A 23,619-nucleotide genomic window follows, 5' to 3' on the forward strand; every position below is an offset into this window, starting at 1 on the left:
CTTTTTATTTGCATTTAGCTAAAATTTCCTTTACTTCTGATTTGCAACTTCCGCAACCCAATCCTGCTCCTGTAGTTTTACATAATTCGGTAAAATTAGTTACACCACTTTTGATGCATTCCTCAAGGTTGCCAGCACCTACTTGACTACAAGAACAAACGAGTTTTCCTAAAACAGGCTTGGCGTTCGAACTGCCTCTTAATAAGGTGTTTCGTTTGTCGGACAATTCAATTTTACTTTCAATTAGGGTTTTAAATTCGGCAAATTCATTTTTATCACCCATCAAAATTGCACCTATCAACAAATCATTTTTGACTATACATTTCTTATAATAGCGCTGACCTAAGTCGGCAAAAACAATTTCTTCATAAGAATCATCATTTTCTGGAACTTCAATAATCCCAATACTACATAAATTAATGTCCTCGAGTTTTAAAATATTCATTAAAACAGAACCTTTATAAAAACTACTGATATCACCAGCCATAAAATTAGCCAAAATATCGGCTTGTTCTTCTGCCGCTGAAGTGATTCCAAATAATTGATTATTGAATTCAGCGATTTCACCAATTGCAAAAATATTAGGTTTGGATGATTGTAAGTATTGGTTCACTTTTACACCACGACCACAAGAAATTCCAGATTCTTTGGCCAATTCAATATTTGGAATGGTTCCAATGGTATACACAATGGCATTGGCAGTAAGGATTCGTCCACTCTTTAATGCTATTTCTAATTCTTTAGGGTTTTCAGTTTCGAAAACAGTACTAACCTCATTATCAAAATAGATTTGGATGTCACGAAGTTGCACTTCTTCTGCCAATAATTTACTTGAAATTCGGTCTAACTGACGCTCCATCAAACGTGAAGCCCGTTGAATAATAGTAATTTTAACTTTTTTATGTTTTAAGGCTGCTGCCAATTCCAATCCTAACAATCCACCTCCAACGATAACCACATGTTGTTCTTCAACTGGTAAATTAGTACTGTCTAAATAGTCTTTTAATCGATCCGCATCGCTCTTTTTTCTCATGGTAAAACGTCCAGGCAAATGCAATTGAGCATCTTCAGGGATGAATGGGCGACTTCCTGTTGCTAATATTAATGAATCGAAAGTATGCAGCACCTTTTTACTATCGAGAATTGTGTTTTCTTTTGTATTTAAATTCTCAATCGAAACATTCGAATTCATTGTGATATTCAACTTCTTTAGCGCGTCTTCTTTAATTTTCAAGAGTTGCTCCCAAGAAAATTCTCCTGTCATATATTCAGGTAACAATACACGATTATAAAAAGGATTTTCTTCATTTGAAAATACAATTATTTCGTCGGTCGTATTAATTTCTCTATAATTCTGAATGAATCTAAATGCGGCTGCTCCCGCTCCTACAACTGCAATTTTTTCGAATGGTTTTACAAATTTTCCGACTGAAACAGCAGTAAATTTAAAATCGGGTTCTTTCGAAATGGGGTCAACAACAGTGTTGGTTAGATTATTGGTTCTATTCAAATCGTTTTCTAATTGTTTTCCCCAATGCATGGGCAAGAAAACAACTCCTTCTTTAATCGCATCTGAAATTTTTGCTTTTACACGAACATTTCCGTTTTTACTTGTTACCACAACAATATCACCCTCCTTTATTGCAGCTTTAAAAGCGTCAATTGGATTTATTTCCAGCATTGGACTCGGAGTATGCGTCATCAATCGAGACACTTTACCTGTTTTAGTCATAGTATGCCATTGGTCTCTAATTCTACCAGTAGTTAGAATCAGTGGAAACTGGTCATTGGGCTGTTCAGATGTATTTTCAATTGCCGTCGGAATATTGAAAATAGCTTTTTGTGAAGGTGTAAAGAATTTTTTATCTGCGAATAAACGAGGTGTTCCAGGATGTCCATAATCAGGAACAGGCCATTGAAAAGTTCCTTCGTTTTTTAATCGATTGTAATTTAAATAGGAAATATCGATATTAGTTCCTCTAGTCATTTGAGTGTATTCTTTATAAACGTCTTCGGTAGTATTGAAATTAAAACCATTGAAATTCATTTTTTTCGCAAAACGAATTAGAATTTCTACGTCAGAAAGTGCTTCACCTGGAGGATTAATCCCTTTTGGCAAATAGGAAATTCGTCTTTCAGAATTGGTCATGGTTCCATCTTTTTCCAACCATCCTGCAGCAGGCAACAATAAATCGGCAAATTTAGCTGTATCAGAATTATGAGAAATATCTTGAACTACGACAAATTTAGCATTTTGCAAGGCTTTTTCTACTCTTCTAGAATCCGGTAAACTCACCATAGGATTCGTACAAATAATCCAAATCGCTTTCATTTTTCCCGATTCTAATGCATCAAACATTTCAGTAGCTGTCAAACCTGGTTTTCCTGAAATGGTCTCAACACCCCAAAAATCAGCTACTTCTTGGCGATGGACTGGATTATTTAATTCCTTATGAACAGCCAATAAATTAGCCATTCCTCCTACTTCTCTTCCACCCATTGCGTTGGGTTGCCCAGTTAATGAAAATGGACCTGATCCTGGTTTTCCGATGTGTCCAGTAAGAAGCGAAAGATTTAATAAGGCGGTATTTTTATCAACACCAATAGCACTTTGATTCAATCCCATTGCCCAAAGTGAAATAAATCCATTCGCCTTTGCAATAATATCAGCAGCTAATTTCATATCACTAATAGTAATCCCGCAAAGTTTAGATGCTTTTTCTAAGGAACTCGATAGTACTAAGTCTTTATATAATTGATAGTTCTCCGTATGGTTTTTAATAAAATCGCTGTCTGTATATCCTTTTTCGATTAAAATCTTCGCAATGGCATGACACAAAACAACATCTGTTCCTGGAATGATTTGCAAATGCAAATCAGCCAATGCAGCCGAATCTGTTCTACGAGGATCGATAACGATAATTTTAGTTTTCGGATTTTTCTCTTTGTGCATTTCAATACGACGAAAAAGTATTGGATGACAAAAAGCAGGATTAGCTCCAGAAATCAAGAATGTATCCGCTAGTTCGATATCTTCATAGGAAATTGGAACCGCATCTTCACCAAAGGTTTTTTTATAACCCACAACTGCAGAACTCATACACAATCTTGAGTTAGTATCTACATTATTAGTTTTAAGAAATCCTTTAACCAATTTATTAATCAAATAATATTCTTCAGTTAAGCATTGGCCTGAAACATAAAAACCTACACTATCAGGACCATGTTTTTTTATAATTGACGCAAAAACTGCAGCAGCACGTTCTAAAGCTGAATCCCAGCTCACGCGTTCCATTGGATGCGATTTGCTCCACCGCATTTCGGGATATAAAATTCTATCCGAAGTATCATTGACCACATAATGTAGATTCATCCCTTTTGAACAAAGCATTCCTTTGTTTACGGGATGATTTATATCACCAGTTACCGATACTCCATTTTTAGAATCATTGTTCACAATAATTCCACATCCTACACCACAATAGGAACAAGTAGTTTTGATTTCTGTATTTTGCATTATAAACTGTATCTATGTTAATATTGAATCCTTGTACAAAAATAGTCCTCTTTCAATTTTGAAAATGTAAAAATACGTATTTTTACGTATAAATACGTATTTTTAATAATTTTTTTTTTAAGTTTGTTGAATATTAATTGAAAATGGTTACAAATCTTAATACTATTCCAAAATGAAAAATATAAATGCAGATTGTTCCGTTTGTACCAATTCGAATTGTTTCATAAAAAAGCATTTACATCTTGAAAAAATGCAAGATTATGTTATGCAAAAAATAAATTTTTCATGTAAAAAAGGACAGCAATTTATGATTGAAGGCGCTCCAATGCAAGGATTGTATTTTATTTTTAGCGGAAAGGCAAAGGTGATAAAAACTGGAATCTACGGAAAGGAACAAATTGTACGATTGGCTAAGGAAGGGGATACTTTAGGATTTAGAGGATTTGGAACAAAAAACCGTTACCTCATAGCTGCTTCTGCTATAGAAGACACCGTTTTATGTAATTTTAGCAATGAGGTTATGCAAGGAATTCTAAAAAACATTCCTGAATTTACTTATGATATGATGTTGTTTTATGCACAAGAGCTCAATAAAAGCGAAAACAATGTAAAAAAAATTGCACAAATGAATGTTAGAGAAAGAGTTATTGACGCACTCTTGTACTTACACAAAAAATTTGGACAATCTAACGGTTTAATTGATATCACCCTTTCTCGAAAAGAGATAGCCGATTTTACTGGAACCACAGATGAACAAATAACACGGATACTCTCAAGTCTTAAAAAAGAAGGACTAATCAAAATTGTTGAAAAAAAAATAGGCCTATTAGATACTGAAAAAATGCAACGCGAAATAATTGAACACAAATAATTTCCTATCCACTTATTGCAATATTAATAAAAAAGTCCAAAATATTGGGCTTTTTTTAGTCCATAACTTCAAGCAAATTAACTTACTTATTAATCTAAGTAAATCTTTCCTTAATTAATCGAATACTTAATTCTTTTAATTTCCACACACCAACCTATATACCAAACATTTAAAACGTATTTTTGTATTTTAACATGTTTTATTATGTTATAAATTGTTTTTTTAGTAGCGTAAAAAGTCAAAACGCTTTGCCAAAAGCTTTAAGCCTAAGTATTAATACGTAGGTGCATTTGCAGAGTAGATATTTAAAAACAAATACTAACTAAAACATTCATTATGAAATTATCACAAAAAATTGGTTTATCCTTATTAGGTTTATTAGGCACAACAACTTATTCCCAAGAATTTAGCATGTTCAGCTTAGACCACGATTAGAATACACCAATGGCTTTGGTACTTTGTTAACACCAACAACCAGTCATACTTCCTTCATCGGGCAACGTTCCAGATTGAACTTAAACTATGGCGATGAAAAATTACCAATAAAATTAGCTTTACAAAGTGTACGTACTTGGAGAGATACACCAACTATTGCTACTATTGCTGGTTAAAAAACCCAGAGAACTTTCTGGAGGTATGCGCCAACGTGTGGCTGTTGCAAGAGCATTAGCCATGAAACCCGAATTGATCTTAATGGATGAGCCACTAGGTGCTTTGGACGCTTTGACTCGAGGCAATCTTCAGAAAGAAATTTTATCGATTTGGAGCGAAGACAAAAGAACGGCGGTATTAATTACCAACGATGTTGACGAAGGCGTTTTTATGGCCGACAGAGTGATACCATTACGTCCTGGACCAAAGGCAACTTTAGGACCTGAATTCGAAATTAAACTGGAAAGACCTCGAGATAAAATCGCTTTGAATCATTTAGTTGATTTCAAAAAATCAAGAAATGAAATTATTGAATATCTAATGGAAATTGGACAGGAAAGAACTGCCGGTATGGTAATTACCGAGTATGTTTTACCCGATTTAGTTCCATTAAAATTTGACTAATTTTTTTTAATGAAATTATTAATTGCTATCAACGAGTAAATTTAAAATAAACGTATCATGCTAGAAACCATAAAAGACAACAATAAATCCAATCGTGATCCTTTAGGATTTGAAAAATACATGCTCGAATTAGCTAATTTGACTAAAATCTATCCAACTCCCAATGGTGATTTTGTAGTATTAGAAAATTTGAATCTAAAAATAAAAGAAGGAGAATTTGTGTCCATTATAGGGTATTCTGGTTGTGGAAAAACCACTTTATTATCCATGATTGCAGGTTTAAATCCAATTTCTGGCGGGCAAATAATTCTTGATGGCACCCCTATTTCGGGTCCAGGTCCTGATCGCGGAGTGATTTTTCAATCGCCGAGTTTATTACCTTGGATGAGCGCATTAGAAAACGTACAATTAGGAGTAGATAAAGTTTTTGCAAACGCTACAAAAAAACAAAGGGAAGATATTTGTAAACATTATTTAAGCAAAGTGGGTCTTGACGGAGCTTTTGACAAAAAAGCCAAAGATCTTTCGCAAGGAATGAAACAAAGAGTCGGTATCGCAAGAGCCTTGGCATTAAAACCGCAAATATTATTACTGGATGAACCTTTTGGAATGTTGGACTCCTTGACTAGAGGTGAATTACAAGATGTTTTATTAGAAGTTTTAGACAAAGAAAAAACAACTGGAATTATGATTACTCATGATGTTGATGAATCTATTTTCCTAGCCGATCGAGTGATTATGATGACATCGGGACCTCGAGCACAAATAGGCGATATCCTAGACATCAATTATGAAAGACCTCGAAATAGAAAAGCTATTCTTGAACATGAAACCTATTACAATAATAGAGAACATTTAATTAATTTCTTGGAACATTAATAATTAATTTGGTTTTTGATAGAAATGGTTGTAATAGTGAAGCATTACGGCCTTTTTATGCTTAAAAAAGAAATAAATAAAAATGAAAATTAATTAAATTTTTAAGACATGACAACAACAATTTTTGATTTCATAGGAGACCAATCTGGTGAATGGAAAGTTACTTTAACAGCAACGCTGAAAGGTGACCCAATTTCATCAGTCTCTCATCTTACAAAAGTATCTAGCAATTTAATTCAAACTGAAAAGGGAATCTGGACACTGAAAGGAATCGTAAGCAATTTACGTTACACCGAAAAAAAAGACAAGGATAAACTTGTCTCTATTCAAGAAAATTTGGGTAGACCAAATGCAACTCTTGCTGCATTTATTCCCATTCGGAAATCGGAAGCATGGTGGAATCTAGCTCAAGATGAGCGCCGAAAAATTATGGAAAACAAATCCCAGCACACACATACCGGAATGAAATACTTACCCGCCATTGCCCGAAAGTTATTTCACTCTCGCGATATTGGAGAACCCTTTAATTTTTTGACTTGGTTCAAATATGCTCCTGGCGATGCCGATGCTTTTGAAGAACTTTTGTATACACTTCGAAAAACAGAAGAATGGACTTATGTCGATAGAGAAATTGATATTCGATTGAAAAAAAAAGTTTAGACACTAACCTATAATTAGTTAAAAGTGATACTATGAAAACAACTGTTATTAGCTACTTCAAAAAAATAGAATTCCAAAAAATTATTTTGTGGTGCTATCTAATTTGGTATTGCACAATTATGACGATATACTTTGAACCTTCATTAAAATTGTGGGCTAGTTCAATTGGAATTTCTTTCATTATTGGATTTGCTCTTATCTTATCTACAAGCCAACAAGGTTCAAAACAAGATATATGGATTAAAATCAGACTCTTTTTATTTCCATTTTGTGTATCCAGTTATTCTGCTACTATAAAAAATCATGATTTCATTCTTTTATTTCCGAGTAATCTATTCCATTTACTGATTTCAGTTGTCAATTGTTTACTATTTTTAGTATCCATCTGGTGTATTAAAAGATTTTATAAGCCTGATTATATAAATAAAAAACATTTTGATCAAACATTAACCTTTCAATAATCTAATTTGATATTCGACTAAAGAAATTGGTTTAGCTAAATCAATAAAGAAGCCGACTCCCAACTAAACTGGAGTTGGCTTCTTTATTTAGCTATTTAAAAAATAAGACGCTATTAATTGTTAGCGTCTTCAGTATTTATTTTGCAACAAACAGCTTAATTCTAACATAAGTTCAACGGCTAAAAGGTTGTGTTTTAATTTGTAAAAAAAAGACTATTTGGAAGTTCGAACTATAATATTCTTGACCAAAACTTCTGTTTTTATTAAATAGTATTTGTGGTAAGTAATTTGTATTTTTACTATCCTATTCCTTTTCAAATACTACTATTAAAATTCATTAGAATGACTTCAAAAACAAAACTACTATTCATTTCTTTTTTATTCTTTTTCCTATCAACTTTCGAAATTTCTTCCCAATCATTGAATAATACTATGAAAAATCCATTTCTTGTAGACCTCAACATCCCTATTGACTATGCAAAAGTTACCGCCAAAGATGTAGAAGCTTATGCCAATCAATCGGTGAATGATGTCAATACAATGATCGCCTCAATCAAGAAACAAAAGTCAGCAACATTTTTAAATGTATTTGGTGCCATGGATGACATTTCTAATAAAATCAGTAAAACATCCAACAATTGCTTTATGCTTTATTGGGTTTCTACCGATTCACTCATTCGAGCAAAGGGACTGTCTGGATATCAATTATTAGATTCATTATCCACTAGTATTCATTCTGATAAAGGAATTTATGATAAAATGCTCCGTTTCAAATCATCAAAATCATATGCTGCATTAGTAGGCAACAAAAAGATTTTAGTCGATGATGCCATTCTAGATTTCGAACTTTCAGGAGTGAATTTGAATGACAAAAAGCTATTGAAATTCAAAAAGCTAACCAAAGAAATCAGTCAGCTTTCCTCTCAATATTCGGATAATATGAATGGGTACAATGAAAACTTGATTGTAGATGAAAAAGCTGCCGAAGGATTGCCCGAAGCATTTAAAGCCAAATATAAAGTGGCAGAAAACAAATATGAGATTCCAATAATAAATGCTACCAACGCAACAATAATGAGTAATGCCACAAACGAAGCAACTAGAAAGGCGTATTATTTTAAATTTTACAACCGAGCTTCCGACAAAAACCTAAGCATCCTGGATAGTTTAGTTCAAAAACGATATGAATTAGCAACAATTATGGGCTATTCCTCCTATGCAGCTTATAACTTGGTACCAAAAATGGCCAAAGACCCCAAAACCGTTTGGGCATTCTTGAATGATTTGGTAAGTCGTTCAAAAGAAAAAGCAAAAGCAGACGTTACAATTTTAGAAAACCAAAAGAAAAAGCAATTCCCAAAGGAACAAAACGTTCAAATAAATGCTTGGGATGCTGCCTATTATAAAAACCAAATTTTAAAAGAACAATACAATGTAAATACCGAAGAACTTAGAGCATATCTTCCCATGAAGCAATGTCTGAAAGGAATGTTTGACATTTATCAAACCTTGTTGGGATTCGAATTTAGAAAAGTAGAAAATCCTTCTGTATGGTATAAAGAAGTAGAAATGTATGAAGTTTACGAAGGAAACAATCTAAAAGGTCGCTTTTACTTAGATCTTTTTCCTAGGCCAAATAAGGAAACATGGTTTTATGGCGTAGGATTGACTCCTGGAAAATTGACACCAAAAGGTTATGAAATACCCGTATCTATGTTGCTGGGTAATTTCACCAAAGCTACCGAGACCACTCCTTCACTATTGAGTATAAAAGAATTGAATACCTTGTTTCACGAATTTGGACATATTGTTAACGGCATGTCTTATAATGGTGAATTCTCCTCTCAATCTTCTTCTAAAGCGGATTTCAGCGAAGCAATGTCACAGTTATTTGAAAATTGGCTTTGGAATTATGACATTCTAAGTTCCTTTGCCAAACATTATCAAACGGGCGAAGTGTTACCAAAAACAACTTTCGACAATATGCTAAAGGCAAAAAATGTCTCTTCTGGTTTATCAGCAATTAGCCAGCAACGAAGCGCACTGTATGACATGAATTTATACGACAAATACGACCCAAAAAACCGAATTGCTACCGATCAATTATGGAAGAATCTTGATGACAAATTAGATGTCATGAAGTTTTATGTTGAGGGCACGCATTATCAAGCCAGTTGGATTCACATTAACACGCATCCGGTTTATTATTACGGTTACTTATGGTCAAATGTATTTGCTGAGGATATGTTTACAGCATTTGAAAAAAATGGACTCAGAGATCCAAAAACAGGATTACGATACCGTAAATTAATTCTAGCCAATGGCACTCAAAGAGACATCGAGGAAGCCGTAAAAGAATTCCTAGGACGACCATCCAATAATGAAGCTTACATAAAAAGCCTTGGACTAGAATAAACAAAAATCAATCTTAATTAAAATTTGGGCGTGACCACAAGGGTCAGGCTGTGCGCTGTATCCACGCCAAAAAGCGTGGGATGCCGCTTCCATCCTTCACGCAAGCCGAAACACGAGATAATTAGCAATTTTCATGAAAAATCTACAAGAAAACAATTATATTTGAATTAAATATAATGCGCTATTCAGTTGCGACAATCCACCCAAAATTGGGTGTATATGCGCTACTTTATAGCGACTATAAACGAGTTATGCGGCATTTTAAAGAACAACCAACAACATAGACAACACAATATGAAAAAAATCATTCCAATATTAATCTTACTTCTGACGACAGTTGACGGGTTTTCAAAATGTGCATCAAGCGGACTTTATTTTTGGCCGACTAAACAGACAATTAACCAAAACTCAATTTTTGTAATTGACGGCTACGCAACAAGCCAAAAAATAATTAACGGACTTGGGACAACTTATAAAGTATACTTGAAATCGGACAAGCAGAAAATTAAATTAAACGTTCAAGAACTATTGGTAGGACAATTTAGTCTTACACAAGCAATATTAAAACCCGAGACAACTCTTTCCGTTGGACAAGAATATGAATTGGTAATTGAAAATTTAGATGATTTAGAAACTCAAGTTTATAGGTATAATGACTCAACAAGACAGAGAGAAAAAATCAAATGGACAGTTAAAAATTTCAATGACACTACATCCCCGACTTGGACAAGTAATCCGAAATTCAAGAATAGCAGTTATAATATGTATGGTTGTGGACCTGCAATTTTTGCGAATTTTACCTATTCTGCTGCAGACAATTCAAAATATTTAATCAAAACAACAGTGAAAAACAAATCAACTGGAATTGAAACAACATACTATTTGAAACCGGATGACAAAGTAATTGCTATTGGACACGGTATGTGTTCGGGTGCTTTTAATTTTGACGGTGGTGACAAATTTGAAGTTGAGTTTAGCTTATTTGACGCTTCAGGCAACTTGACAAAATGGACAGGTGAAAGAATTGAATTTAAACGACCAACGTGAAAGAAAAACGACCGCATAACAGCACCTACCCAAAAGGCGGGGTTTCGTGTTCCAAAGACAGTTTTGTGGTTAATCAAACATTAGCTTTTCAAATCAAGTCTTGTGGTAAAAGACCCGCCCTTCGGGTAGCTGCAAACCGTCAAACTGTCTAAAAACCTCCCTTTCCTTAATTTGTTTTTTTTGTATTAAAAATCGTTCAAAAAACTTGTTTCTTACATTCCTTTTCTGTATCTTTAAATAGGTTTAAACCGCTAAAAAGATAGCTTATGAGTAAATTCATTATTGGAACCAACAGAAACCAACTCCCGCTTTTTGCAACATCTATTGACGATGCTATTGCGCAAGACAACGAAATCAGACTCATTGATTTATTTGTGGACAGTCTAAAACTATCGGATTTTGGATTTAATTTTGAGTTTGTCGAAAACGGAAGACCCGCTTATCACCCTTCGGATTTACTGAAACTATTTATTTACGGTTATCTCAATCGTATGCGTTCTTCCAGAACTCTTGAAAAAGAATGCTCCCGCAACATTGAACTGATTTGGCTTATGAAAGGGCTTGTTCCTGACCACAATACTATTTCTAATTTTCGCAAAGACAATCCTAAAGCCATTGCTCGTGTTTTTCGTGCCACAGTAAAAATGGCAGCTCATTTTGAACTCATTGGAGGAACTTTGGTAGCGGGAGATAGTACTAAACTTAGAGCTCAAAACTCTAAGAAAAACAACTTTAATCCTGCAAAAATAGAACGACACATTGCTTATATCGATGCGCGACTCCAAGAATACAACGCCGCTTTAGCCAAAGAAGATGGCGATTCTGAAAACAATAAAATCATCACTAAAAAAATTCAGAAACACACTAATCAAAAACAAAAATACATTGAATATCAAAATACAATTGACACCACAGGAGTAACTCAAATCTCGACTTCAGATCCTGATAGTCGCCAAATTATGACCCGTAACAATATCTCCGAAGTGGCGTATACCGTGCAAACTGTTGTTGATGCCCAGCACAATATTCCTATTGATTTTAAGGTTACCAATGAAAACGATTCCAAAGCAATGGGCGGTATGCTTCGGCGCAGCAAAACTATTTTGGGACACAACAACTTCACCGCCATTTACGACAAAGGGTATCACACCGGAAGCGAGTTTAAATACGCTAATATGCTTGGCATTGACGTTTTGGTAGCCATTCCTGGTGTAGCAGCTCATGCACCAGATTTAGCTTTTGATGTAGAACATTTTAAATACAACAAAGACAACGATTCTTATACTTGCCCTGCCAATGAAATCCTAACCACAAACGGAAATTGGTACAATAAAACCAATGGGAAATCCATAACCAAAATGAAGCATTACAAAACTGCTGGCTGTTTGTCCTGCGTATTTTTCTCGCAATGCACCAAAAATAAAAAAGGAAGACTCATTGAGCGTTCCCAGTATGCTGATTTGATATATGAAAACAAAATACGAATGGAAAACAACTACGAAATCTATCGCAAACGACAAGCCATTGTAGAACATCCTTACGGCGTTATCAAAAGGCAATGGGGATTTTATTACATCATGACCAAGAAAACAATCAAACACGCCTCTGCCGATGTGGGACTCATCTTTACGGCTTACAATCTGCGTAGAATTTTCAATTTAATTGACCAAAATCTTTTAAAACAGTATCTAAAAATGCTGACTTTATTTGTTCTTGCTATAAGAAGCTTTTTTAAAGCTTTTTACGCGTATACTATTTCTTATCCCAAACTAAATATATATTCTAAAAAATATTTAACTGGAGCTTAAATCAACTATTTTTACTCTGAAATTAATTAAAATAACGCAGTTTATAGGTTTTTAGACAAACTGCCGTTGGTGGCAAGCAACCCTAAATAACTAAAAACCTATTTATTGTGAAATATATTAAGATAAATTATACCTTTTGGTTATCATTACTTTTATTATTTTCTATATGGATAATAATAAGTGTTGATTTAGAAATATTACCATTAATTCCCTCAAATTTAAACGTTGAATTAACTTCAAAATTGAATCGGATTTTACTTAATATCTCTTATAGTAATATTGCTGCTTTTATATTTTTTTGGTTTACAACAACTCTACCAAGGAAAATTAGAATTCAACGTTCTAAGAAAATCATTTCTCGACATGTACATTCTTTGCTTATACAGTTATTTAGGATGATTAATCAGATTTTATATGCCTATAAAATTGAAAAAAAAATCGAAGAAGTTCAAGAAAAAGATTTAATTAATTTAAGTGGTAATGTTCTTAATACTTTCAAAATTTCATATTTATCAACAGAACACTGGAAGCACTTTTGGAAAAAAGGCAAGCAATTTACTGGTAGTATACATCGAGAAGTGGATTATCCTGAATCAGTTGTAAATATCTTAAATTCACTACCAAATATAATAGAACAAATTCGTAAAGCAAATCCAAAATTTCAAGTCGATGAATCTTTCGCTGAAATAATAACTTCCATTGAAACAAATCCATTTTTGGAAACGTATGCAAATAATAAATATCCTTTATTCCTAACTGTAGGCTCAAATGACAATTTATATTCCCTAATTAATGACTATAAACGATTATATAAACTTAAGTATCAAGATTATCATTTATATTCTTTTTTCAAAATAAGATTCTTTAATACTCAAGAATTAGTTGACTATGATGAAGAGAATAAAAAACGTCAAAACGAATATTCTTTAAAATTTAGAGCTGCTATCGCACTTAACCCTTGCATAGTTTATAATCCAAGTTATTTAGACTCAACTGCACTAATTTCTTCAATAAACGCAGGCTTAATTTATAGAAACAATAGTTGGGAAAAGAATTTTTCAATTTCTAAATATGAAAACGATATAATTATTCCAAATTTATGTGGATGTATTGTTTTGATAGCTGAAAATATTCCAAAGAATAAAATTATAGAATTTGTTAAAAATTACGAAAACGAAAAATTCATAATCCATATAGAATCAAGTATTTACAGAAATACCAGCAAAAAAAAATATAAAAACAAAGAAATCAATTTTGGATATTATAAATTATATTACAGAAAACCTGTAAATATTTTTGGAATTGAGTTTTATAAAAAACACCCTACTCGAAAGAAAATAAGTAAATTATGTTTTGTAATTAACCATATGATGCATAACCGAAAGCCTACCGCTAACACACGTCTGTAGCCATTTGCGAATTTAGTGGAATTATCGTTTTATTTCGTATTTTCGTTCAGCCGAAAATACTCGTCTTCGTAAGTTGCAAACGGCTACAGGCGCGGGAACGTTACAAAAAAATAATAAAAAATGAATACTAATTTGAAATTAGGTTGGATTGGTCTTGGAAACATGGGAAATCCAATGGTGCGAAATTTATTGAAAGCAGGTTTTAAAGTCGCCGTTTATAATCGTACAAAAGACAAAGAAACGCCATTAATCGAAGCTGGCGCAATTCCTGCGACTAGTCCACAGGAATTGATGGAAAATTGCGATGTTATAGTGACGATGTTGTCCAATGATGCTGCGGTAAAGGAAGTATTTGAAAGCAAATCAGGCTTATTATCAAAAAATAATTCCGAAAAAATAATTATCAACATGAGTACCGTTTCACCTGAAACTTCCCGCTATTTGGCAATGATTAGTAAAAAACATCAAATTGGTTTTATTGACGCTCCAGTTTCTGGAAGCGTAAAACCTGCACAAGAGGGAACATTGGTCATAATTGTTGGTGGAAATCCAGAAACCTTTGATCTCGTTAAACCTATTTTTAATGTACTTGGTAAAATTTCAATTTATGTGGGTGTTGCTGGCGTAGCTAGTTCCGCTAAATTGGCTATCAATTATCTCCTTGGGCTTCATCTTCAAGGATTAGCCGAAACAATATTATTTGCAGAAAATAATGGGGTGAGCAAAGAAAATATGCTATCAATTGTAAACGAAGGTGCCTGTGCAAATGGCATTTCAAAAATCAAATCTACCTCTATTTTGAATGATTCGTTTCCGGCTGCATTTGCCCTTAAACATCTTGTTAAAGATTTAAAACTGGCCAAAGATGCTGGATTAGATGCGCCATTAGCCAATCCTTTACTCGAAAGTTACAGCAAAGCACTAAATGAAGGTTTAGGCGAGGACGATGTGATGGCAATTATAAAAAGTCTGAAAGGAATTTAATCACCAAAAACTGCTAGTGAAAATCAAATTCAAATATAAAAAGTGGTTTTAGCTACAACACACGATTGATTTGCGAGAATCGTTTCACGTAATATTTCTCTTTAATCGAAGAAATCATAACGCCACTATTTGAGGCGTGAATAAATTTGATATCTCCATTAGCTACTTCCACAACCATTCCAACATGATTAATTTGACTCCTTCTACCGGTTTTAAAGAAAATTAAATCTCCTTTTTGAGCATCTTCTTTATTCACAATTACTCCAACTTGAGATTGCTCTATAGATGTTCTAGGTAATTGAATGTCATAGGTCCCAAATGTAGAGCAAATTAATCCTGAACAATCAAAACCCTCTTTTGTAGTTCCACCTATTCTATATTGAGTTCCAATATTTTCGGATGCCGTTTCAATCAATTGGTCCAAAAAAGCAGCGTCGTGAAATGATTTTGATTTGTTTGCATTTTTATTGATTTCTTCGACTATGATTTTTTCATTCAAAATATCTTCTTTAAATACTTTGCTGCTGCGAATGACAAGTGTTGATCCAATGGCAAGTTTTTTTGCAATATTTGGATTTTGCTTTTCTAATTCTATAACTGTAATACCATATTCTTTAGCAATTCCGTATTTGGTCTCCTTTGCTAATACCTCTCGAATATATTCTTTTTCATTGGTTTTAGTTCCTGCATCCGGAAGTGAAGAAACCGTTATTTGTTTCGCCTTATCACTTTCACTGAGGTCTTTATCTGTTTTTGGTGTTTTTTCTTTACTTACTAGAGTAGTACTGTTTTGGGTATTGACAGGAATAGAAATTATTTGTCCTCTTTTTAAAGATTGAGATTGTAGTATTGGATTGGCGTTTTTAAGGTCGGCTACTAATATTCCTTTTTTCTTTGCAATGGAAAACAAGGACTCTTTTGGTAAAACTTTATATTCAGTTCCTGCTATGGAACTATTCTTTTGCAAAGTTGTTTGTATTACTACCGCTTCTTCCTCTTTAGGAATCGATTTCTCTTTTATAACTGGTGTTGGAGTTTCTTTTAATACAATTTTATCAGAACTTTTTTGAGGGATTTTAATAGTGTGACCACTTTTCAAACCCTCTTTTTCTAGATTTTGATTGATTTTATATAACTCATCAACAGTGATTCCGTTTTGTTTGGCAATAGAATACAATGTTTCTTTTGGCAAAACTTCATAATTTGACAATTCAGTTGAAACATCCGTTTTCTCAATTTGTATCGGTAAGTTTAGCGTCTCTATTTTCGGATTTGTATTATCCTTAATAGTGTTTTTTGCAGGTAAAATATCCTTTTCGATACTTGTTACTTTATTTGATTTATTGGATACCGATTGTGGAATAGAAATCGTTTGGCCTTTTTTTAATCCTTCTTGCTCCAGATTTGGATTAGAGGAATACAAGTCTTCTACTTTTACATTATATTGTTTTGCGATTCCGTACAGCGTTTCTTGAGGTAATACTTCATGAGTTACATCACTAATTTGATTACCTTTTTCAGGTATTGCTTTTTCTAGTTTTGAATTTGAAGATGCAATAGGAATTATCAAAACCGATTTATATTGGATACCCTTTCTAGCATCAGGATTTAATTCGTAAATTGCTTTTGGACTTACATTATACGTTTTTGCAATTTTACTGATAGTTTCACCTTTTGAAACAGTATGATGCGTATATTTTTCTTGCGAAAACATATTAATACTATTAAAAAATAAAAAAAGAAACAACCAACTAAAACACTTCATAAAATCCTTTTAAATTTGTTTGCAAACACTAAAATATTAAATACTTTATAATCTATAAACACAGTGTCATTAATTGAAAATATGATAATTCTTTTTCCTTTAATGCAATAGTTTAAATATAAAATAATAATTGAAACAAATTTAATCTAAAATTAATAATAACGCACTTTTTTAGCAGCTCTTTATATTCAATTTAACAAATAAAAAGCGCGCTGTTTTCACAGCGCGCTTTTGAATTATATTTTAAATCTTAACTAAGCTAAGCTTCAGCAGCGATTAAATTTAAAGCTGAACCTGCCACAAACCAACCAATTTGACTAGCATTATAGGTATGATTTGCTAAAATAACATCTTTACTTCCATCGGCATGAACAAATTCTATTGATAACGGTTTAGCTGGAGCAAAATTCACTAAATCAATAAAGTTGATAACATCATCTTCCTGAATTTTGTCGTAATCCGCTTCGTTAGCAAAAGTAAGACCTAGCATTCCTTGTTTTTTCAAGTTGGTTTCGTGAATTCGTGCAAATGACTTTACTAAAACTGCTATTACACCTAGGAAACGCGGCTCCATTGCAGCATGTTCTCTTGAAGAACCTTCACCATAATTGTGATCTCCCACAACAACTGAAGCAATCCCAGCAGCTTTGTAAGCACGTGCTACAGCAGGCACAGTATCATATTCCCCTGTTAATAGATTTTTTACTGAATTTGTTTTTTGGTTAAAAGCATTTACAGCTCCAATCAACATATTATTAGAAATATTATCAAGATGTCCTCGGAAACGCAACCAAGGTCCGGCCATTGAGATATGATCCGTAGTACATTTTCCGAAAGCTTTGATTAATAATTTAGCTCCTATTATATTTTTACCATTCCAAGCTTGAAAAGGCGCTAACAATTGCAAACGATCTGAAGTTTCGCTAACAGCAATTACAATTCCTGACCCATCCTCTGCAGGCGCTTGAAAACCATTGTCTTTCACATCAAATCCTCTTTTTGGTAATTCATCGCCAAATGGAGCTTTCAACATTATTTCTTCGCCTTTATCATTCAACAAAGCATCTGTCAAAGGATTAAAATCCAATCGTCCTGAAATTGCTAATGCAGCAACCATTTCTGGTGAAGTTACAAAAGCATGTGTATTTGGGTTACCATCTGCTCTTTTAGAAAAGTTTCGGTTGAATGAATGCACGATTGTGTTTTTCTCTTGTTTATCAGCACCTTCTCTATCCCATTGACCAATACAAGGACCACAAGCATTAGTAAACACTTTAGTTCCAAGCTTTTCAAAAGCAGCTATCATCCCGTCTCTTTCGATAGTGTATCGTATTTGCTCTGAACCTGGGTTAACGCCAAATTCTGCTTTTGGAGTAATTCCATGCTCCACCGCTTGATTTACAATCGAGACCGCCCGAGCCATATCTTCGTAAGAAGAGTTGGTGCAGGATCCTATTAACCCCCATTCTACTTTTATAGGCCATCCATTAGCAGCTGCTTCCTCTTTCATTTTTGAAACTGGAGTTCCTCTGTCTGGAGTAAAAGGTCCATTAATATGGGGTTCTAATTCTGATAAATTAATTTCAATAACTTGATCAAAATATTGTCCTGGGTTAGCATATACTTCAGCATCACCTGTTAAGTAATCCGCTACTTTATCAGCAGCATCAACCACGTCTTGACGACCTGTAGCAGTTAAATACCTTCTCATGGAATCATCATAACCAAAGGTAGACGTAGTAGCACCAATCTCGGCACCCATATTACAGATTGTACCTTTACCTGTACAGGACATATTAGTAGCGCCTTCGCCAAAATATTCAACAATAGCACCTGTTCCCCCTTTTACAGTAAGAATATCAGCTACTTTCAAGATAACATCTTTTGGAGCAGTCCAACCTGATAATTTTCCAGTCAATTTTACTCCAATAAGTTTCGGAAATTTCAACTCCCAAGACATTCCAGACATTACATCTACTGCATCAGCCCCACCAACACCAATAGCCAGCATTCCTAATCCACCTGCATTTACAGTATGTGAATCGGTACCTATCATCATTCCTCCAGGGAATGCATAGTTTTCTAAAACGATTTGGTGTATAATGCCAGAACCAGGTTTCCAAAATCCAATTCCATATTTATTAGAAACAGAAGATAGAAAATCAAAAACTTCACTGGATTGTGTTTTTGCAAAAGCCAAATCCTTTTCAGCTCCGTTTTTGGCTAAAATTAAGTGATCACAATGTACTGTTGTTGGAACGGCAACTGTTTTCTTTCCAGCATGCATAAATTGCAATAAAGCCATTTGTGCTGTTGCATCTTGGCAAGCTACTCTATCGGGAGCAAAATCCACATAATCTACACCTCTTTTATACATTTGAGAAGGTGTTTTTTCCCAAAGATGTGAATACAAAATTTTCTCACTCAAAGTAAGTGGGCGACCAACTATCTCTCGTGCTGCATCAACACGACTAGTCATGTTGTCATACACTTTTTTAATCATATCAATATCAAATGCCATAATATATAAGTATTTTTTTGTTGTTCTAAATTAATCATCACAAGTTACAAAAAATTTGAGTAGGTATAAAAAAAAAGCCTGAGTTTATAACTCAGGCTTTAAAGTATGATTAATATTATAAATTATTTAACTAGCAATTTATGAGAAGGTGCAAATTTAGTTAGATTGATACCCTCAACGGCCATTTTATATTCATCTATTGTTGGAGTTCTACCAAGGATTGTAGACAAAACTACAACCGGTGTAGACGAAAGCAATGACTCTCCCTTTTTTTCATCAGTATCTTCTACAACTCTTCCTTGGAAAAGACGCGTAGATGTTGCCATAACCGTATCTCCTTTAGCAGCTTTTTCTTGGTTACCCATACAAAGGTTACAACCTGGACGCTCAAGGTATAGCATATTTTCGTATGCTGTACGCGCCGCAGCTTTAGGAACGTTATCGTCGAATTCGAAACCAGAATATTTTTGTAAAATTTCCCAGTCACCTTCCGCTTTTAATTCATCAACAATATTATAAGTAGGAGGAGCTACAACTAGTGGCGCTTTGAACTCTACTTTACCTTCTTGCTCATCAATATTCTTAAGCATTTGAGCAAGGATTTTCATGTCTCCTTTGTGAACCATACAAGAACCAATAAATCCAAGATCTACTTTTTTAACTCCTCCATAGAAAGACAAAGGTCTAATGGTATCGTGCGTATATCTTTTAGAAACATCAGCATTATTCACATCAGGATCAGCAATCATTGGCTCAGCAATCTGATCCAAATCAACAACAACTTCAGCGTAATACTTCGCATTTGCATCTGGTCTTAGAGCAGGTTTCTCACCTGATATAATCTCGGCGATTCTTTTGTCAGCTATAGCAATCAATCCTTTAAGAACTTGATTTTTGTTATCCATTCCTTTGTCGATCATGATCTGAATTCTACCTTTTGCTATCTCTAGTGATTCAATTAAGGTATTATCCTCAGAAATACAAATAGAAGCTTTTGCTTTCATTTCTGCAGTCCAGTCCGTAAACGTAAATGCTTGATCCGCATTAAGAGTACCCAGGTGAACCTCAATGATTCTTCCTTGAAATACATTCTCTCCACCAAATGTTTTAAGCATCTGAGATTGTGTAGCATGAACCACATCACGGAAATCCATATAACTTTTCATATCTCCTTTGAAAGTTACTTTCACTGATTCTGGAATTGGCATAGAAGCTTCACCAGTAGCCAATGCAAGAGCTACCGTTCCTGAGTCAGCACCAAAAGCAACCCCTTTAGACATTCTTGTATGAGAGTCACCTCCAATAATGATAGCCCACTCGTTTACAGTAATATCATTTAATACTTTATGAATAACATCTGTCATGGCATGATAAACACCTTTCGGGTCACGAGCGGTGATCAAACCGAAGTCGTTCATAAACTTCATTAATCTAGGAATATTTGCCTTAGATTTGTTATCCCATACCGAAGCAGTATGACAACCTGACTGGTATGCACCATCAACGATTGGCGAAATCACGGTAGCAGCCATGGACTCTAATTCCTGAGAAGTCATCAAACCAGTTGTATCTTGTGAACCAACGATATTTACAGTAACACGAACATCTGAACCAGCGTGTAACACTTTTCCTGGAGTTGTTCCAACTGCATTTTTATTAAATATTTTTTCTACAGCAGTCAGTCCTTGTCCTTCAACAGAAACCTCTTTTGAGGGAGCATATACAGGTACAATATTAATACCTAGCGTCTTTGATGCAAATGTTTGCAATTTTTTTCCAAATACTATAGCGTAAGATCCTCCAGCTTTTATAAATTCAATTTTCTGAGGCGTGAATGCTTTAGAAATATCTATTAATTCCTTATCACCGTTATAAAGTTTCTTTGTCTTTGTATTGATTGTAAGAACAGTACCTGTTGCAACAGAGTATACTTCTTCTAAAATAGGATCACCACTTTCATTACGAACAGGGTTACCATTTTCGTCTAATTTTTTAACCCAGTTTTTAAGGTCTAGACCAATACCACCAGTTACATCAACTGTTGTTAGAAAAATTGGAGAAATTCCGTTTGTTCCTGCAACGATTGGAGCAATATTAATAAATGGAACATAAGGACTTGCTTGTTTCCCACTCCAAAGTGCCACGTTGTTTACACCTGACATTCTTGAAGAACCAACACCCATAGTTCCTTTTTCAGCGATTAACATCACGCTTTTATCAGGATTCGCTTCTGCTAATGCTTTAATTTCAGCCTGTGCTTCAGGAGAAATTAAACATTTACCATGAAGCTCACGATCTGAACGAGAGTGTGCTTGGTTTCCTGGCGATAGTAAATCAGTTGATATATCTCCTTCACCAGCGATAAAAGTAACTACCTTAATTTCTTCTGCAATTTCAGGTAATTTAGTAAAGAATTCCGCCTTTGCATAACTCTCGAGAATATCTTTTGCAATTTCGTTTCCGCTTTTAAAAGCTGCTTCTAAACGTGCTGTATCTGCTTCATAAAGAAAAACTTGTGTTTTTAAAACAGCTGCTGCATCTTTTGCAATAGCAACATCAGTACCTAAAGCCAAATCAAGTAAAACTTCTACAGAAGTTCCCCCTTTCATATGAGACAATAACTCTAAACCAAAAGCTGGCGTAATTTCAGTAACAACTGATTCACCTAGGACGATTTCTTTCAAAAACTTAGCTTTCAAATTAGCAGCAGGAGTGGTTCCAGGAACAACATTGTAAATAAAGAAGTTAAGAGAATCTGCTCTGTACCCGTTATTCACATTTTTAATTTGCGTAATGATTTCGCTTAGCATTTCAGCACCATCAATAGGCTTAGGGTGAAGTCCTTGACCTTTACGTTCTTCGATCTCTTGGATGTAATCTTTATAAGTATTCATAATCATGTATTTTCAATGTTAATGGCATATTTCATTGATAATTTCAATATCAAATGGCCATAAAATTAAGTTTATTTTTTCGTGATGCAAATCTAATAATTAAAGATGAGAATTAAAAAAATTTAATCAAAGAAGCTATTTCAAGAATTATATTCACAAATAAATGAAATATTATGCTTTTAATTGAAAAATCATGAGTTTCAGATTGATAATTTGTATAATTACCAATTTAGCAGAAAAAACAGTTGTTTTACCTACATTGATTTGACGCTTTTTTCTAAATTTTAATGCCAAATATGTGATATTATAATAATCAGGGGAAAAATTGCAGCTTTTTGATTAAAAACATTAAATTAACTTATCAATAATCATTTCTTCGGTAATTCCTTCAGCATCTGCTTTGTAGTTTTTAATAATTCTATGACGCAAAATCCCAATTGCAACTGCCTGTACATCTTCTATATCTGGAGAAAATTTACCATTGAAGGCTGCATTAGCTTTGGCTGCCAAAATTAAATTTTGAGAAGCTCTTGGCCCTGCTCCCCAATCCAAATAATTTTTAACAAAATCAGTAGACAATGCATTATCTGGTCGCGTTTTACTGACTAATGTAACAGCATACTCAATTACATTGTCAGCAACCGGTATCCTACGAATCAAATGTTGAAAATCAATTATTTCTTGTGAAGTAAATAATGGATTTACCTTTTGTGAATTATCAGAAGTAGTTCTTTTTACAACTTGAATTTCTTCTTCAAAAGAGGGGTAGTCAAGTTTTATGGCAAACATAAAACGATCTAACTGCGCTTCAGGTAGCGGATATGTTCCTTCTTGTTCAATTGGATTTTGTGTTGCTAAAACAAAATAAGGTAAGTCTAATTTATAATTATGTCCTGATATGGTAACAGATCGTTCCTGCATTGCTTCTAATAAAGCGGCTTGTGTTTTTGGAGGTGTTCTGTTTATTTCGTCAGCAAGTATTATGTTCGAAAATATTGGTCCTTTAATAAATTTAAATTGACGATTTTCATCTAATATTTCACTTCCCAAAATATCCGATGGCATCAAATCTGGAGTAAACTGAATTCTTTTAAAATCTAAACCTAAAGCAAGCGCCAATGTATTTATCATTAAGGTTTTTGCTAATCCAGGAACTCCCACCAATAGTGCATGCCCACCTGAGAAAATACAAAGTAAAATTTGATCTACTACAGCATCTTGACCTACAATAACCTTAGCTATTTCGGTTTTTAACTCCTTTCTTCTTTGAACTAAATTGTGAATTGCTGCTACATCAGACATTTAATTATAGATTTTAGATTTTAGATTTTT

General features: G+C 33.9%; 15 protein-coding genes. 10 read left to right on the plus strand and 5 right to left on the minus strand.

Features of this window, described 5'->3' with window-relative positions:
- Positions 1-4: 4 nt before the first annotated feature.
- Positions 5-3,517 (minus strand): nitrate reductase, encoded by a 3,513-nt coding sequence (locus E0F76_RS12015; RefSeq protein ID WP_132006188.1) that lies wholly within the window; start codon positions 3,515-3,517, stop codon positions 5-7.
- 172 nt (positions 3,518-3,689) lie between these two features.
- Between E0F76_RS12015 and E0F76_RS12020 the strand changes: the two genes are divergently transcribed.
- The 10 genes from E0F76_RS12020 to E0F76_RS12060 all read left to right on the plus strand — a co-directional run bounded on the left by E0F76_RS12020 (position 3,690) and on the right by E0F76_RS12060 (position 15,107).
- The gene (locus E0F76_RS12020) at positions 3,690-4,388 is read left to right on the plus strand and encodes a Crp/Fnr family transcriptional regulator (RefSeq protein ID WP_132006191.1); all 699 of its coding nucleotides are present in this window, start codon (positions 3,690-3,692) and stop codon (positions 4,386-4,388) included.
- A 458-nt stretch (positions 4,389-4,846) separates the two neighbouring features.
- Positions 4,847-4,999: a hypothetical protein gene (locus E0F76_RS19340; protein WP_165932693.1), complete on the plus strand. Its 153-nt coding sequence runs from the start codon at positions 4,847-4,849 to the stop codon at positions 4,997-4,999.
- On the plus strand, positions 4,989-5,444 hold the full coding sequence (locus E0F76_RS12025; protein WP_246022050.1) for an ATP-binding cassette domain-containing protein: 456 nt from the start codon (positions 4,989-4,991) through the stop codon (positions 5,442-5,444). Before E0F76_RS19340 ends, E0F76_RS12025 begins: the two co-directional genes overlap by 11 nt.
- Positions 5,445-5,501: 57 nt before the next feature.
- The gene (locus E0F76_RS12030; protein ID WP_132006194.1) at positions 5,502-6,323 is read left to right on the plus strand and encodes an ABC transporter ATP-binding protein; all 822 of its coding nucleotides are present in this window, start codon (positions 5,502-5,504) and stop codon (positions 6,321-6,323) included.
- A 108-nt stretch (positions 6,324-6,431) separates the two neighbouring features.
- Entirely contained in the window at positions 6,432-6,983 is a 552-nt protein-coding gene (locus E0F76_RS12035; protein ID WP_132006197.1) for a chlorite dismutase family protein, read from the plus strand.
- Between the two features lie 803 nt (positions 6,984-7,786).
- Entirely contained in the window at positions 7,787-9,859 is a 2,073-nt protein-coding gene (locus E0F76_RS12040; RefSeq protein ID WP_132006200.1) for a M3 family metallopeptidase, read from the plus strand.
- Between the two features lie 219 nt (positions 9,860-10,078).
- Positions 10,079-10,906 carry a hypothetical protein gene (locus E0F76_RS12045; protein ID WP_132006203.1) on the plus strand — a complete coding sequence of 276 codons (828 nt, stop codon included), beginning with the start codon at positions 10,079-10,081 and terminating at the stop codon, positions 10,904-10,906.
- Positions 10,907-11,172: 266 nt separating this feature from the next.
- Positions 11,173-12,714, plus strand: coding sequence for an IS1182 family transposase (locus E0F76_RS12050; protein WP_132006205.1), 1,542 nt, complete (start codon positions 11,173-11,175; stop codon positions 12,712-12,714).
- A 107-nt stretch (positions 12,715-12,821) separates the two neighbouring features.
- A complete protein-coding gene (locus tag E0F76_RS12055; protein ID WP_132006208.1) occupies positions 12,822-14,123 on the plus strand; it encodes a hypothetical protein in 1,302 nt (433 codons plus the stop codon).
- Between the two features lie 120 nt (positions 14,124-14,243).
- Positions 14,244-15,107, plus strand: coding sequence for an NAD(P)-dependent oxidoreductase (locus E0F76_RS12060; RefSeq protein WP_132006211.1), 864 nt, complete (start codon positions 14,244-14,246; stop codon positions 15,105-15,107).
- Between the two features lie 52 nt (positions 15,108-15,159).
- Here E0F76_RS12060 and E0F76_RS12065 read toward each other — a convergent pair whose 3' ends face one another.
- From E0F76_RS12065 to E0F76_RS12080, 4 genes are all read right to left on the minus strand, one after another.
- On the minus strand, positions 15,160-16,821 hold the full coding sequence (locus tag E0F76_RS12065; protein ID WP_165932694.1) for a peptidoglycan endopeptidase: 1,662 nt from the start codon (positions 16,819-16,821) through the stop codon (positions 15,160-15,162).
- 310 nt (positions 16,822-17,131) lie between these two features.
- On the minus strand, positions 17,132-19,393 hold the full coding sequence (locus E0F76_RS12070; protein WP_132006217.1) for an aconitate hydratase: 2,262 nt from the start codon (positions 19,391-19,393) through the stop codon (positions 17,132-17,134).
- Positions 19,394-19,515: 122 nt separating this feature from the next.
- Entirely contained in the window at positions 19,516-22,287 is a 2,772-nt protein-coding gene (locus E0F76_RS12075; protein ID WP_132006220.1) for a bifunctional aconitate hydratase 2/2-methylisocitrate dehydratase, read from the minus strand.
- A gap of 348 nt (positions 22,288-22,635) precedes the next feature.
- The gene (locus E0F76_RS12080) at positions 22,636-23,589 is read right to left on the minus strand and encodes an AAA family ATPase (protein ID WP_132006223.1); all 954 of its coding nucleotides are present in this window, start codon (positions 23,587-23,589) and stop codon (positions 22,636-22,638) included.
- Between the last annotated feature and the right edge of the window lie 30 nt (positions 23,590-23,619).

Origin of the sequence: Flavobacterium cellulosilyticum (assembly GCF_004349355.1) — a bacterium.
Classification (GTDB): Bacteria; Bacteroidota; Bacteroidia; order Flavobacteriales; family Flavobacteriaceae; genus Flavobacterium; species Flavobacterium cellulosilyticum.

Bases quoted from the DNA above. Each gene is read 5' to 3' on its own strand.
- E0F76_RS12015 (WP_132006188.1), bottom strand. From the start codon at position 3,517: ATGCAAAATACAGAAATCAAAACTACTTGTTCCTATTGTGGTGTAGGA.
- E0F76_RS12020 (WP_132006191.1), top strand. From the start codon at position 3,690: ATGAAAAATATAAATGCAGATTGTTCCGTTTGTACCAATTCGAATTGT.
- E0F76_RS12030 (WP_132006194.1), top strand. From the start codon at position 5,502: ATGCTAGAAACCATAAAAGACAACAATAAATCCAATCGTGATCCTTTA.
- E0F76_RS12035 (WP_132006197.1), top strand. From the start codon at position 6,432: ATGACAACAACAATTTTTGATTTCATAGGAGACCAATCTGGTGAATGG.
- E0F76_RS12040 (WP_132006200.1), top strand. From the start codon at position 7,787: ATGACTTCAAAAACAAAACTACTATTCATTTCTTTTTTATTCTTTTTC.
- E0F76_RS12045 (WP_132006203.1), top strand. From the start codon at position 10,079: ATGCGCTACTTTATAGCGACTATAAACGAGTTATGCGGCATTTTAAAG.
- E0F76_RS12050 (WP_132006205.1), top strand. From the start codon at position 11,173: ATGAGTAAATTCATTATTGGAACCAACAGAAACCAACTCCCGCTTTTT.
- E0F76_RS12060 (WP_132006211.1), top strand. From the start codon at position 14,244: ATGAATACTAATTTGAAATTAGGTTGGATTGGTCTTGGAAACATGGGA.
- E0F76_RS12065 (WP_165932694.1), bottom strand. From the start codon at position 16,821: ATGTTTTCGCAAGAAAAATATACGCATCATACTGTTTCAAAAGGTGAA.
- E0F76_RS12070 (WP_132006217.1), bottom strand. From the start codon at position 19,393: ATGGCATTTGATATTGATATGATTAAAAAAGTGTATGACAACATGACT.
- E0F76_RS12075 (WP_132006220.1), bottom strand. From the start codon at position 22,287: ATGAATACTTATAAAGATTACATCCAAGAGATCGAAGAACGTAAAGGT.
- E0F76_RS12080 (WP_132006223.1), bottom strand. From the start codon at position 23,589: ATGTCTGATGTAGCAGCAATTCACAATTTAGTTCAAAGAAGAAAGGAG.